This window comes from Alteromonas sp. 5NW40-0090, from assembly GCF_057552975.1.
The window spans coordinates 311239-326841 of the sequence record NZ_BAAJLT010000002.1 but is presented as its reverse complement, the minus strand read 5'-3'; the positions used below and the strand labels follow the sequence as shown (position 1 = coordinate 326841).

7 protein-coding genes are annotated in these 15603 nt (G+C 46.0%); 3 read left to right on the top strand and 4 right to left on the bottom strand.

Annotation, left to right across the window (positions count from 1 at the left end; genetic code table 11):
- Nucleotides 1–218: 218 nt before the first annotated feature.
- Nucleotides 219–2627, top strand: coding sequence for a TonB-dependent receptor (locus tag AC27KT_RS03530; protein ID WP_487127430.1), 2409 nt, complete (start codon nucleotides 219–221; stop codon nucleotides 2625–2627).
- 121 nt (nucleotides 2628–2748) lie between these two features.
- Here AC27KT_RS03530 and AC27KT_RS03525 read toward each other — a convergent pair whose 3' ends face one another.
- Nucleotides 2749–3696, bottom strand: coding sequence for a cation diffusion facilitator family transporter (locus AC27KT_RS03525; RefSeq protein ID WP_487127428.1), 948 nt, complete (start codon nucleotides 3694–3696; stop codon nucleotides 2749–2751).
- A gap of 392 nt (nucleotides 3697–4088) precedes the next feature.
- On the opposite strand from AC27KT_RS03525, the gene AC27KT_RS03520 reads away from it, so the two are divergent.
- Both AC27KT_RS03520 and AC27KT_RS03515 read left to right on the top strand, forming a co-directional pair.
- Nucleotides 4089–6773: a family 16 glycosylhydrolase gene (locus tag AC27KT_RS03520; protein WP_487127426.1), complete on the top strand. Its 2685-nt coding sequence runs from the start codon at nucleotides 4089–4091 to the stop codon at nucleotides 6771–6773.
- A 67-nt stretch (nucleotides 6774–6840) separates the two neighbouring features.
- Entirely contained in the window at nucleotides 6841–9792 is a 2952-nt protein-coding gene (locus tag AC27KT_RS03515) for a TonB-dependent receptor (protein WP_487127424.1), read from the top strand.
- A gap of 103 nt (nucleotides 9793–9895) precedes the next feature.
- Here AC27KT_RS03515 and nhaC read toward each other — a convergent pair whose 3' ends face one another.
- The 3 genes from nhaC to AC27KT_RS03500 all read right to left on the bottom strand — a co-directional run bounded on the left by nhaC (nucleotide 9896) and on the right by AC27KT_RS03500 (nucleotide 15438).
- Nucleotides 9896–11377 carry a Na+/H+ antiporter NhaC gene (gene nhaC / locus AC27KT_RS03510; protein WP_487127422.1) on the bottom strand — a complete coding sequence of 494 codons (1482 nt, stop codon included), beginning with the start codon at nucleotides 11375–11377 and terminating at the stop codon, nucleotides 9896–9898.
- 233 nt (nucleotides 11378–11610) lie between these two features.
- The gene (locus tag AC27KT_RS03505) at nucleotides 11611–14163 is read right to left on the bottom strand and encodes a glycoside hydrolase family 3 protein (protein ID WP_487127420.1); all 2553 of its coding nucleotides are present in this window, start codon (nucleotides 14161–14163) and stop codon (nucleotides 11611–11613) included.
- Between the two features lie 12 nt (nucleotides 14164–14175).
- Nucleotides 14176–15438, bottom strand: coding sequence for a sugar MFS transporter (locus AC27KT_RS03500; RefSeq protein ID WP_487127418.1), 1263 nt, complete (start codon nucleotides 15436–15438; stop codon nucleotides 14176–14178).
- Nucleotides 15439–15603: the final 165 nt, after the last annotated feature.

The window sequence follows — 15603 nt, the reverse complement described above, 5'->3', positions numbered from 1 at the left end:
GCAAACGACTTAACAATTGTTTAACTTAATCACTCTTATATAAGACACTAGATAGAAGATATCTTTTATTTAGTTCTCGAATAGAAATTCGCGTAGCGCTGTACCCTACGTACTAAAAATAAAAACTAAGCACCGTCTACTTACAACGGTTGATATATAAAAAAAGTGTTGGCCATTGTTAGTTAGAGCGAGATAAGCGAAAGACCCTGGAGAACAACATGAATACACAAAGATCGATCATTAGTAAGGCGGTAACCCTTGCTATGACATCTGGCTTGCTGCTTCACGCAAATGGCTATGCGCAAGATGCAGAGACCGAACAAACTAAAACCGCTAAAGACGACAAGTCATTTGAGCAAATTGTCGTTACCTCACAGAAACGTGTACAGAGTATTAGCGACGTCCCTGTTGCAGTATCCGTATTACGCGGTGACCAGATAGAATCGGCTTTCGCAAACAATGTTGAAAATCTTCAAGCGCTTGTTCCATCAGTAAGTTTCCGCAAAGGTACAACAACCCGCAACTCTGCACTAACCGTTCGTGGTATTGGCACAATTTCATTTAGTATCGCTGCCGAGCCAAGTGTGGCGACAGTGGTAGATGGTGTGGTACTAGGCCGTTCAGGGCAAGCTTTCGCTGACCTCTATGACGTTGACCGTATTGAAGTATTGCGCGGTCCTCAAGGCACGCTTTTCGGTAAAAACGCTTCAGCCGGTGTAGTCAACATCACCACAAAAGATCCATCACAAGAGCTAACGGGTAGCCTTTCTACGGAATTTTACCAAGACAACGAATATCGTTTAAAAGGCACGGTGAGCGGCGGCTTAACTGACGACCTTTCAGCTAGCCTGACCGTCTTCCAAGGTAAATTCGACGGCTATATCGACAATGTTTATAACAACGAAACGGTAAACGGCTATGATCGCGAAGGTGCGCGTGCTGTAGTCCTCTACGAACCAACCAACGACTTAAAAGTGAAATTTATCAGCGAATTTTACAGTGCTGATGACGACTGCTGTGCCGACTTAGAGGGCGTATCAAGTGGTCGTAATCCAGATTCACAAGCTGCGCCTAGCAGCGCGACTATTGCTGACGGTATTGATTTAGAGCAGCGTCAAATTGACCATGACTTTGAGTCTCGAACTATTGACGACCATTCAGCCTTTTCTGTTCAGGTTGATAAAACCGTTGGCGATTATACGTTCACTTCAATCACCGCTCAGCGTTCTTGGGAAAATACTGAATTCCGCGAGGGTGACTTCACCTCAATTGCTGGCGACAGCGACCAACCGGTATTTGGCGTACCATTTCAATTACACGATGTAGGTGAACAGGAGTGGAGTCAATTTTCTCAAGAATTCCGTATTGCCTCGAATCTAGCAGGCCCATTTAACTTCCTAGCTGGTATGTTCTACTGGAACATGGACTCAGAGCGTAACTTTACACGTGATGCCAGCTGCCAAAACAATAATGGCCAGCTTAACCAGGCACTATCTTTTTACGCAGAAAATAATTTATCAGGAGACGACCTAACTGACGCGCTTTCAGACCTAGACGCTTACGCTGACTCATTGGGTGTGTCATGTAACGCAAACGATATCGTTTCTGCCACCGCATTTATGAGCACCGAATTTAATAACTGGGCAGTGTATGGCGATGGTACTTATGATTTAAGTGATGATATGCGCCTTATCTTTGGCCTTCGCTATACCGATGATGAAGTGTCCTATAAACATCGCCGCATTAGCAATGATGAGTATGGACGTCGTGGTGTGGGTGTTCGCCCAGCGACTGAAAACACGGATGCCGAAGGGGTGGTTGATGAAACCAACCTATCTGGTCGAGTTGGACTTCAATACGATCTTGACCAAAACCAGATGGTTTATGCTACTTACTCACAAGGCTACAAAGGGCCAGGGTTCAACGTTTACTATAACTTCAACCCAGCAAACGACGGCCGACCTATTGGCGCTGAAGAATCTGACGCTTTCGAAATTGGCTACAAATATGCAAGTCGCGACCTATTGTTAAACGTTGCCTTGTTTAGCACCGACATTGAAGGTTTCCAAGCGAATAACTTCGACTGTTCAGACGGTGCATGTATTACCCGCCTTACTAATGCCGGTGATGTAACAACACAGGGTATTGAGCTTGATATGATGTGGAACGCAACCGACAACCTAACGCTAATCGGTGGTGCTGCATACACGAAAGCAGAAATCGATGAGTTTAACTGTCCTGAAGAAGCGACATGTACTGACCGTTCAGGTCTTGATGTTCCTTTCTCACCTGACATGAAATACTCGCTAACTGCTGAATATTTCATGGAAACCGAGCACGGATTCGATGTTTACTATAACGCATCGTATATCTACACCGACGAACAATACTCTGACTTACCGGGCAACACAGGTGAATTTAATCCGCACTCATTGTTACCTGACTACAGCATGCTTAACGCAAGCGTAAGCTTCTCATTCAAAGACGATGCATTCCGCGTATCGTTGATTGCTAAGAACTTACTTGATGAAAGCTATGCAACAACCTACAGCGGCGATAACTTCCGTTATCAAATTCCTCGTGATGCAGACCGTTACTACGGCGTAGCCTTCAAAGCACAGTTCTAAACCTTTAAAGCGTGTGTGTTGAAAGGGGCGTGTATACGCCCCTCTTTTTTGGTTGGGTTGGAGCTTAGGCGGTAGTAAGCATAATTAACTACCTGCATGCCTTACCTGTATTTTTCGCGCGCTAATTTAGCTCGTCATGCTTATGATGATGAGAGTGAGCATGCAAGTGATCACTTTCATCACGGCAGGGCTCACCCGGTAACTCAAATTCTATCGTGGTATGCGCAAGCCCAAAGGGCGCTATACGCGCAAGAACTTCTTGTTTGAGTAGTCGCAATTTTTCATTGTCTATTGCACAGTTAATTACCACATGTGCAGTAAGCACATGCTGCTCACCGTCAAGCGACCAAAAATGCACGTGGTGGATCTCTTCAACATGCTGTATTCCCAACAACGCATTGCTGATTGCATTCCTTGTAGCCAAGTCAGGTACCCCTTGCAAAAACAAAGACATTGTCTGCACAACGTACCTCACTACGTTTATCAATATAAAGAGAGTAAAACCAATCGATAATATTGGGTCGAGTATGGGCCACTCTGCAAAGTGAAGCACTATCGCCACCACCAGTACAGCTACCCACCCCATTGCGTCTTCAATTAAGTGCCAGTTAAGCACTTTTTCATTCATTGAGTGGCCGCCATGAAGCTTGTAGGCCGCGACCCCATTCACCAATATACCCAATATAGCAAGCCCTATCACGCCCTCCGTAACAGGCATTTCTGGGTTATAAAGGCGGGGAATGGCCTCGGACAATACCCAAGCGGAACCGAGTACTAATATAAGGCCGTTTATCATCGCTCCCATCAAGCTTAGCCGTTTAAAGCCGTAGGTGTACTTTTCAGTGGAAGCTTTATGCCCTAGCTTGCTTAAATACCAGGCTAACCCAATTGAAAGAGAGTCGCCTAAGTCATGAACAGCGTCTGCCATTATGGCCATACTGTTAGTCAACCAACCGCCGATAAATTCGATGATGGTAAAGATAAAGTTCAGCCAAAATGCCCATCCAATACGAGTGGAGTCTTCTCCTGAGAAAGTCACATCGGCGTGGTGATGATGGTGGTTATGCATGGGCTACACTCAATTTGAACAGTAGTAAAAGCTTAACGTGAAGCTCGATTTGGTGCGAGAAAAATACTCAAAACACCTCATTAACAACCATGACTTTTGATTTGTAAATGCTTGGTGAAACTCTATATAAACCCTTCTATCAGCAACAACCAAAAAAATATAAACCATTGTTATAATTACGTTTAATTAAAATGCGTAGTTTATTCACCATTCGACTAAATGTTAATTTTTTGAGAACGGTATTGATCTTTATGTGTCAGTAGCTTAATGTAATGTAAGCGCTTTCAAAAAGCTTTTTATTTATCTGTATTTGTAAGCGCTTACACAAAGCTTTTTACTTGGCATTTGCCACAACATAAACACCCAATTTCTTTTGATCAGGGCTGAAAACAATGACGAAAAAAGCATCTCAACTCTCGCGGATAGCAGCCGCGATCTCAGTCACAACCCTATTTGGCTGTGGAGGTGGAGCAACAACCTCTACGGATATCGACGTTGTTGACGCAACGGTTCCCGTTACCGACTGGGAACTTGTATGGAGCGACGAGTTCGATGGAACCAGTATTAACGATGATAACTGGACCCATGAAGTAAACTGCGATGGTGGCGGTAACAATGAAGCCCAGTGCTACACAGACAGCGAAGATAACTCATTTGTGTCTGACGGCAGCCTGAAAATTGTTGCACTGCCTGCCGAAGAGGGTGCACCTAAACCTTATACGTCAGCCCGATTAATCACTCAGTATAAAGCCGATTTCAAATACGGTCGTTTTGAAATGCGCGCGAAGCTACCGGAAGGGCAAGGTAGTTGGCCAGCATTCTGGATGATGCCTACTGATTCCGTTTATGGCGGCTGGCCTCGCTCTGGTGAAATTGACATTGTTGAAGCAGTAAACCTGAAAGCAGCAGACGCAGAAGGCAACCCTGAAAACCACATCTACGGCACCCTTCACTATGGTCAAGAATGGCCAAACAATGACAGCTCTGGTCAAGCTTATTCTCTTCCGGATGGCGCTAATCCAGCTGATGACTTCCATACCTACGCAATAGAATGGCAGGAAGGTGAAATTCGCTGGTACATGGACGGCTATTTATATGCTACTCAGCGTCGCTCTGAAGTTCGCTATAACGCAAACGGTGATGCTACGGGCCTTTCCCATCGCGGTTGGTACACTGAGTACTTCGACCAAATTACTGGTGAACTAGAGACTCAATGGAATAACGCTCCATACGATCAAAAATTTTACATGATCCTTAACTTTGCTGTGGGCGGAAGTTGGCCTGAAGCCGTTAACGAAACAGGCATAGACGCAGAGGCATTTACAGACGGTCAAACATTTGAAGTTGACTACGTGCGCGTTTACGAGTGTGCCTCAGACCCAGAAACAGGTAAAGGTTGTGAAACGGTTCGCCCTGGCTACGACAGTGTAGACGATGCATTGGTTGAAGGCGCTGCTCCCATCCCGTCGCCTCCTTCTACCGGTATTCCACAAAATCTAACTATTTTTGATGGTACACCTAACCCAAACTGGCCAGCGTGGGATTGCTGTGGCGGCACTACACCAGCGCTAGTTGAAGATGCAGAACAAGGCCAAGTTTATGAATTTACAATAAATGAAGCACCTACTGTGATGGGTTTTATTAGCCGCGGACAATTTATTACTGACCCTGAAGGTGAAGCCTCTCCTTTTGATGCATCACCAATGGAAGAAACAGGCAGCGTTAAATTTGATCTGAAGGTAGCATCGCTTCCAAACAATGCCACCACAAACTGGCTATTTAAAATTGAAAGCTCTGAAGGCTCTACCGCGGCTGAACTGCATTTGATGAGTGGTTACGTGGGCCCAGCAGATACTGCGGGCGATACCCCAGAACAAGGCGTGTGGGAGTCTTATGAATTCCCACTAAGTGCGCTTGCTGAAGCAGGCTTAGATACCAGCGCTATTGATGTCATTATGGTGTTTCCTGCCTGGGATACTGGAAATGGCGCAGTTTATCGCATGACAAACGTTGAAATTTCACAAGAAGGCGGTGTTTCTTATCCTGAACTAACTATCTTTGAAGATGGCCAAAACCCTGATTGGCCCATGTGGGACTGCTGTGGTGGCTCGACTCCAACTGAAGAAATGGATAATGAAGAGCATGGTTTAACTGCGGAATTCCGCATTGGCGCTGAACCTACCGTAATGGGCTTTATAACTCGCTCGGCCGCTGGTGGTGGTGATACGCCGTTTGATGCAACAGCATTAACGGACGGTGGACTACTGCAATTCGACATGCGTGTTGTAAGTGCACCTAACAATGCCGAAGCACAATGGCTATTCAAAATAGAATCAAGCGATGGCTCAACTGCTGTAGAGCTACCTCTTTCAGACAGTGTTGAGGGGCAAGAGCCTGCAGAAGGTGAATGGCAGACATATACTTTCTCTGTTTCTGACCTTCAGGCTCGCGGCTTAGACGTTAGCGCCATTGACGTAATCATGGTGTTCCCAGCTTGGGGTTCTGGCGAAGGTGCAGTATACCGCTTAGATAACGTAAAAATATACCATCCTGACAGTGGTCAAGAAGCGCCTTCAGCGTCTGGCATTACCTTGTTTGCAGACACTGCGGCAGACCAATGGCGTATTTGGGATTGCTGCGGTGGCTCAACACCTACAGAAGAAGTTGATGATGCAGAGCACGGTACAGTAGCTGAGTTCCGTATTGGCGCAACGCCAACTGTTATGGGCATCATTGCTGATGACGGTCACTCTTACGATGCGTCAGCACTACTAGCCAATGGTGCAGTGCGATTCGAAATGAAAGTAAGCTCTATGCCTAATGATGCTTCAGCGCCTTGGTTATTCAAGATTGAGTCTATTGACGTGTCATCAGCTGTAGAACTACCCATTTCAGCTAGCCTTGAAGGTGTAGACCCGGTTGAAGGCGAATGGCAAACCTATACCTTCCCTCTTCAAACGCTGTACGACTTAGGTCTGGATATCAGTGCAATCAACGTCATCATGATGTTCCCTGCATGGGGCTCCGGTGAAGGCGCAGTATACCGCGTCGATAATGTTGAAATTGCAGCGCAATAGCAAAGCATGTGTTGCCTAAGCGGAGCTTGGGCAACATACGAAATTGATAAGAATTAGTAGGGCAATTATGAAAAACACATCTTTTAAAAAGACCCAACTTGCCACATCAATGGCTTTGTTGATGGGCTCTTCTCTTGTGCTACCCGCATATGCTCAAGAAGCGGAAGCAGAAGCTGCAACACCTGCAGAAGGTGAAGTAGAAGTTATTCAAGTTAGTGGTATTCGCGGCAGCATGATCCGTTCAATGGATTTAAAGCGCAGCTCAAGTGGTGTAGTAGACGCCATATCAGCTGAAGAGCTAGGTAAATTTCCTGATACAAACCTAGCGGAAGCGCTGCAACGCATTACCGGTGTCACCATCAGCCGAAATAACGGTGAAGGTAGCCAAATTACCGTTCGTGGTTTTGGTCCTGAGTTCAACTTGGTAACCCTAAACGGCCGTCAAATGCCTGGTACTGGTTTTACCCGTTCTTTTGACCTCGCTAACCTTTCATCTGAAGGCGTAAGCACGCTAGAACTTCAAAAAACGGCTCGTGCAGAAAACCCGAGTGGTGGCTTAGGTGCTACGGTAAACATCATTACCATGAAGCCGCTAGCCCAGTCGGGACAAAACGCTACTATTTCAGTGAAAGGTATTTACGATACGTCGAACGAAGAAGGTGACGATGTAACCCCTGAAATTGCGGGTGTTTACACAAATACTTTCGCCGATGACATGTTCGGCTTCGGAGTATCTTTTTCGCACCAAGAGCGTGATTTCCAGCAGCAGTCGGCAAATATTCAAGGTTGGGTACTTCAAGAGAATGATGCACTGCCTGAGCTAGATCCAAGCGACGTTGTTGATAATCGTACTAATATTACAGATGCGGCTTTCTTCCCGAAAGACATGAACTACAGCATTAATGACGTACAGCGCGAACGTTCAAACGGACAGGTTACTTTCCAGTTTCGTCCTGTTGACGAGTTTACCGCGACCATCGACTACACAGCGTCTCGCGCAACCACCGGCACTAACAGTGTAGGTTGGGGTATTTGGAACAACTTTGGTGCTAACATCAACGCTTACGAGCTTGATGAAAATGGTACGGCTGTTTATGCAGACATCAGCGGCGATGACGGCTCGTTTACCGCAAGCCGCAACACTACCCGCGTTGATGCACGCTCACTAGGTGTAAACTTAGACTGGATGGTAAGTGACGATTGGCACTTCCGTTTGGATTATCATGATTCTTACAACAAAACCGACAATGGTTATGACGAAGGGCTGGGTAGCGCTGGACAGATCATTCTTGGTTCAAACCAGTTAGAATCTAAAATTTATGACTACCGTGAAGGTGAAATCCCTCAGGTCTTCGTTAACTGGAATAACGGCACTAATGAAATTTTGCCGGGTGAAATTGACTCTAACTTCAGTCAGTTCATCTATTCACCAGGACGCTCTGACATTGAACAGCTGCAGTTAGACGGTACTTGGTATAACTCAGCGTGGGATATCCCGCTTGTCAAAATCGATTTCGGTGTAGCTCGCACAGAACAGTCTTTGACTGGCTTTACCGCATGGAGCGGACTACGCGGCGGACCTGGCTTTAGCCCATCGTTCACTGAAATTTTCCCAGACAGCATGTTCGTTCGCAACGACACCTCAGGCTTCCTAGACGCTTTTGATGGTGGTGGTGCGAGCATGAACCCAGGCTATTATTACACCTTTGACTTTGATGAAGCCATTGCGCGTCAGCTTCAATTCATCACTGCCGACGTTGTGGGCGAAAGCAACGCGTACTCTATCGACCCGTACTTCAGCGGCGCACCTTCAGTAAGCAACGTAGAAGAGACAACCGACTCAATTTACGTACAGACCGAGTGGGACTTTGACGTTAGCGATTACTACGTTCAAATTAACGCAGGCCTTCGCTACGAAGAAACGGAAGTACCTAGCACTGCTGAAGTTCGCGTACCTATTCAAGTAAACTGGGTTGCAGCTGGTGAGTGGATCACTGTTTTCCAAGACGGTGTTGAAGAGCAAGACTTCACAGGTAAGTACGATGTACTGCTTCCTATGTTCGACGTGAAAGTTGATGTTACTGACGACATTGTTGCCCGTTTCTCTTGGGGTAAATCAATTACTCGCGCACCTATCGGCTTTTTACAAGGCGGACGTTCATTTAGCGGAAGCCCTAAAATCGGTTCAAGAACAGTGTCTGAAGGCAGTACCGATCTTAAGCCTTACGAGTCGACCAACTTAGACTTATCTTTCGAATGGTACTACGACGAAGCGAGCTATGCGTCTGTGGGACTATTTAGAAAGTCGGTTAAAAACTACATCGATACACAAGGTGCACTTGAAACCTTCGACGGTCTGAATGACATCTATCTAGGCCCCAGATGGCAAGAAGCGGTATCAGCGCTTCAAGCAGAAGGTATCCAGGCAACCGACAGCAACATTTATGACTACTTCTTGTCGGCAGGTTATGCTAACGAAGAAGGCGTAGTAGAGCCTAACTCTGATGACCCACTAATTGAGTGGAACGTGGTGAAGCCTCGTAACCTTAACGAATCAAAAACCGTTGAAGGTATCGAGCTTGCAGTTCAACACACATTTGGGGAAACCGGCTTTGGTTTTGGCGCTAACGCGACGCTTGTTGACGGTGACGTAGAGTACGACCCGTACAACCTAGAACAGCAGAACCCGCTGGTTGGTATCAGTGACTCAGCTAACTTCCAGGTGTTCTACGAAAAAGAAGGTTTGTCGGTAAAAGTGACCTATGCATGGCGTTCTGACTATGTTGTTGGTATTGGCCAAGCGCAAGGGTCATCAGATAACCCAGCAACTCAGTTCGACACCTTTGGTCAGGTTGACGCCAGCATCAACTACGATGTGAATGAACACCTAACGGTATTCTTAGAAGGTGTAAACATCAATGACGAAACCGAACGTGGATACGGTCGCTTTGAAGAGCAATTCTTATTTGCTCGTCAATACGGACCTCGCTATACACTAGGTGCTAGATACAGCTTCTAAGTTTTATAAGCACTAACGACAAGGGCCTTTTTTAAGGCCCTTTTTTTGATCATCATTGATGTCATCGATACAAGTAGCTCACAAAACAATGACTAAGCTTCGATTAATCAGTCATGGGTGTGCCATCTTTATTAAACTTCGCAATTGCCGCGCCGGACGCCTTCCAGTGTTCACGTTCGGCGTCTGTGGCTTTTGGCGAGAACCAGCCAACATAGGCGTAGAATATCCCTATTAGAGGAGCCGTCCAGCAGGCAAAAGCAAGAGGGATATACAGCAAGTTTTGCAAGTTAGCGCCAGAAATACCAAGACCAGATATCACAAACGCGCCTCCAGCATTCCAAGGTATAAGCGGAGACATTAGCGTTCCTCCCTCTTCGATACCGCGTGACAGATTAAGGGTGGAGTAGCCCATGCCACGATAAACAGGAGAATACATCCTGCCAGGTAAAGCAACCGATAGATATGGGTCGCCTGCCACTAAGTTAGTAGAAAAGGCAGTGCCAACTGCCGCAACCTGTGTACCGGCAAAGGTCTTCGCTTTGCTTTTAATTGCGTTAATGATGCTTCGTAAGCAGCCCGTAGTTTCTAACGCTCCACCGAAACCGAGGGCAATAAGCACCAAGGAGATGGTCCACATCATAGACTGAACACCACCGCGATTGAGCAGACTATCTATTTCAATGATATTGGTATTAATGGAGTAGCCGTTATTTGCATAGTCGAATATGGCCTGCAGGCTTTGCCCCTGCATAAACATGGCAAATACACCTCCTACTACGGCACCAGCAAATAATGCAGGAAGTGGCGGAATTTTCTTAAGCGCCAACCCCATAACAATCAGCGCAGGCAATAGTGCCCAGCCAGATATGGTGAAATTATCTTCTAGCGCTGTAGTGATACCCGCAATTTTGGCAAACGAAACGCTCTGGGCATCGATGACAAAGAAGCCTACACCTAGATAGATTAGAAATGCTATTACCATGGCGGGGATTGTTGTTGCCATCATATTTTTTATATGTGAAAACACATCCGTACCCGTAACGGCTGGGGCAAGGTTGGTGGTATCTGACAGTGGTGAAACTTTATCACCAAAGAAAGCACCAGAAACCACAGCTCCCGCTGTCCAGTACATGGGTATATCGAAGCCCTCGCCAATGCCCATTAATGCTAAACCAACGGTGCCTACGCTCCCCCAACTTGTACCTAACGAAACGGAAACGATTGCACAGATAACCATACCGGCAGCCAGAAAGATTTGAGGAGAAAGGGTCTTTAACCCATAGTAAATAATGGTAGGTACAGTACCGCTGGCTATCCAAATACCTATAATCATTCCAACTACAATAAGAACACTTACCGACGGCAAAGCCACGTGGATGACCTTAAAAATACCTGCCCGTACTTCTTCCCATGTAAGACCAAGATAAGTTCCCACAAAGCCGGTCAATGCTATGCCAATAGCAAGCGGTATATGAGGTTCAAACACGCCGAAGTAGAAGATCTGCATACCCAATATTAAGAGGGTTAAGATAACTGGCGTCAAAGCAAGATAAAGATGAGGTGTTGGCGTTTTTTCATTTGTCATATTACTACCCTGTAAATAAACATGTGAAGTGAACGAGGACTTAGCAAAACACCTTGCTTGAATCAGCTTTAATCCAGCTACTGATTTGAAGGTTTAATAAACATTGCTACGGGATGACATGGGGAAAAGATCGGTGACGCATATGAGTGGGGGTTGAGCTTTTTACAAACAAAAACGTCGCCAAGGCTTTTGCCCCAGCGACGTTGTTTAAAATCTAGCGATAGAGCTTTAACTTACTCTTGGCAGCTTATACTCGCTGATTCTGAAGCACTTGGCGCAAACTGAATATCTGCTACGCTCAAACTTGCCTTACCTGAGCTGCCTAACTCAAACGGTACGACAAGGCCTGTGAAGTCAATGCCCTCATCAACAAAGCACTGCAGGTCAATGCTCACGTGTGTCCACGTATCAGTAGGCATTGCTTTAAGCTGCTCGCTAATATCAATCTGTGTTGAACAGCTGCCGGCTGCATCACCTTCGCCCTCACAGTTCATGCCTACGGTAACAGCCCCATTAATATCTGAGTGACGGCTAACGTTAAAGCTTAGCGCCCCTTCAGTGAGTAACTGTGCACTTAAGTCTTCGCGGAAAAAGCTTTTGCTCGCAAAGCGCATCGCCGCAAATTCAGAACCATCAAAGGTAACTTTCCGTGCATCTTCTTGCACTACTTTATCTACAGTACGGTAGGTCAGCGCGCCAACGGTATGAGTGCTTGCGTTCACAGGTAGCGATTCATCACCTGAATACAGCCATAGTACCCACGGTGACTGCACGGCACCGTTTAGAATTTCCATTGCCTTGTTGTTATCCGTGCTTACTTTAATCTCAGTGTTTAGCGAATCGCTTAACACGTTTTCGGCATCAAAGGTTAACCCAAATCCATAGGGTAGCAATGGTTCGTAGGTCTCATCGCCCTTGTTCACGATTTGCTGAGGTTTTGACGGCCAAGAGAAAGAAAGCTTACCTTTAAAGTCTTGCTCGCCAAACAGCACGTCGGCTACCGCAGCACCTTCAGAGCCCGGCAACCAAGCGGCCACAAAGGCGTCGGACGCATTAAGCTCAGCATTTACCCACATTGGACGACCGCTGATAAATATAGATACCACTGGGATACCTTGTGACTTCAGCTTTTCAAGTAGTGCTAAATCTTTCTTACTGCCGTTTTGGTAGATTAGCGTATCTCTATCGCCATGGCCTTCTGCATACGGCTCTTCACCGAATACCACAATGGCTACATCAGGCTTAGCTTCAAAATCGCCCTCAACAGAAAGCTCAACGTTACCACCTGCACTTTCTACATGCTCTTTGATACCGTCGTATATAGAGCTTCCGCCTGGAAAGTCGTCATTGGTATTATTCGTGCCTTGCCATGTAATACTCCAGCCGCCAGACTGCTTACCAATATTGTCGGCACCATCACCAGCCACTAATATGTTTTTATTTGCAGAAAGAGGGAGAATTTTGTCAGTATTTTTCAACAGCACAAGTGACTCACGTACCGCTTGCGCTGCTACTTCACGGTGTTCTGCTTTGCCAATTAATGAACGGTCACCTGAAAGTGGTCGATTTGCTGGGCTAGGCTTATCAAAGATACCCGCTCTTGCTTTCACGCGAAGAATTCGGCGCACCGCATCATCGATACGAGTCATAGGGATAGTGCCGTCTTTTACTTGAGCAAGGGTGTTGTCATAAAGTACCTTCCAATCGTTAGGTACCATAAAGATATCTAGACCCGCGTTGATAGCTTGGGCGCAGTCTTCATTATTACAACCTTTAACTTGCCCATGGCCGTTCCAATCGCCTACTACGAAGCCGTCAAAGCCCATTTGTTCTTTAAGTACATCATTTAATAGATACTTATGACCGTGAAGTTTGTCGCCATTCCAGCTGTTGAACGACGCCATGACAGACTGTGCCCCAGCGGTCAATCCACCAACATAACCTTGAGCATGAATATCGAACAGGTCTTGCTCGCTAGCTAGGTTGTCACCTTGGTCGTCTCCACCTACAGTACCGCCGTCACCGACAAAGTGTTTTACAGTACTAATTACGCGCTGGTCACTTAAAAAGTCTTTGTTCGCTGCGCCCTGAAGACCTTTAACCACAGATGCTGCATATTCTCTAACAATCACTGGATCTTCAGAGTAGCTTTCATAGGTTCTACCCCAACGGTCGTCACGTACAACAGCCACCGTTGGCGCAAATACCCAATCAATGCCCGTCGCCATCACTTCTTTCGCTGTGATATGAGCAATTTTTTCCACTAACTTAGGATTATTCGCCGCACCTAAACCTATGTTATGCGGGAATAAAGTCGCACCAATAACATTGTTATGCCCGTGGACAGCATCAGTACCCCACATTGTCGGAATTGTCGAACCATCTAGGCTGTCGTCGACGGAAGCTTGATAAAGCTTTTCTGCAAGCTCCACCCAATCTTCAGGGGTTGCGTGCTTGTCGTTGTTCGGAAATGCGCCACCACCGTTAAGGTAAGAGCCAAACCCATACTTGCGCATATCTTCAACAGTGATGTTGCGAATTTCTGGCTGAATCATCTGCGCAATTTTCTGCTCAAGCGTCATGGTAGATAATATATCTTCAACCTTTTTTTCTACCGCTGGGTCAGACTTTACTTCGATATCTAGCTTAGGCCATATCTCACTGGCTTTATTCGATTTTTCTACGGCACTGTTAACTGAAGACGCGTCTTCATCGGATGCACAAGCGCTAACTAAGACACTGACCAGTGCACCTGCAACAACCTTCGCGATTAGACTTTTTCGCATTATTAATCCTCGTTACTTTTCAGTGGTTTGAAATTTAGATACGCGACTTCCTACAAGGCCATAATAAGCGATGTAAAGATAGCACGAAGCGGGTAATAGGAATGAAAGCGTCACCCCAATAAAGTCGGCCAGCATACCTTGAAAGAGTGGAACAATAGCACCACCCACAATAGCTAAGCATAAAATGCCTGAACCTTGAGGTGTGTCCTTACCTAATTGCTGTAATGCAAGACTAAAAATGGTAGGGAACATAATTGAGTTAAATAAACCTACGCCTAAAATGCTCCACAGGGCAAGATCCCCCGTAGTTGAAAGCGATAGCAAAATAAGACCAATCGCCATACAAGCATTGAAAGCCAATACAAAACCACCTGAGATTTTTTGCATGACTACAGCACCGATAAAGCGCCCTACCATGGCACCACCCCAGTAGTACGCCAGCAGTTTTGCTGCACTAGCTTCAGTTAGGCCACCCACCGCTGGGCTAGCTAAATAGTTAACCAGCATACTACCAATGGCAACTTCAGCACCTACGTACATGAATATACCCACCGCACCTAACACAAGGTGCTTGTGATGCCATGCGCCACCTTTAAATACACCTGCATTTGCGCCTGTGTGATTAAGCTTAGGTAACTTCAAGTACATGAATACAAGAGCCAAAAGCAGTAGCGAAGCCGCTAATATTAGATAAGGAACCTGCACATCTGACGGACTTGGCGTGCCGCCACCGTGTTCGCCTGTGGCACCGTAGATAAGATAAGAGCCGAAGAAAGGCGCCACTGTAGTACCAAATGCATTAAACGCTTGAGTCATGGTAAGTCGCGAAGAGGCCGTTTTAGGATCACCAAGTGCGGTGACATAAGGGTTGGCAGACACCTGGAGTATGGTAATGCCCGAAGCCAACACAAAGAGCGCTAATAGGAAAACACCATAAACTTGACTTGAGGCAGCAGGGAAGAATAGCAAACACCCCACGCAAGCTATAGCTAAGCCAAGCACAATGCCTTTTTGATAGCCGATACGCGACACAACCATCCCGGCAGGAAGCGATACAATAAAGTATGCGCTAAAGAAACAAAATTGAATCAACATTGCTTGCGTAAAGCTGAGGTTAAAAGCTCCTTTCAGGTAGGGAATAAGAATGTCGTTCAAACATGTAATAAAACCCCACATGAAAAACAACGTGGTAAGTGAGATTAGCGCAAAGCGGTAGTTACCGTTTGCCCCTTGCTCTTGGGCGGATGAAATGTTCGGCTGCACTGGTGTGTCCACAAGTAACCTCTGTTGCTATTTTTCGAATTAATGATAAATTTACATTTGAAAGCGCTTACACTTCGAGCAAACGAAATTTGTAAGCGCTTACATTGAGGTAGATAATTACATGAAGCGTTATCGAATTCAATGTAAATATGATGTTATTTGCGTCGCAATTGGCGA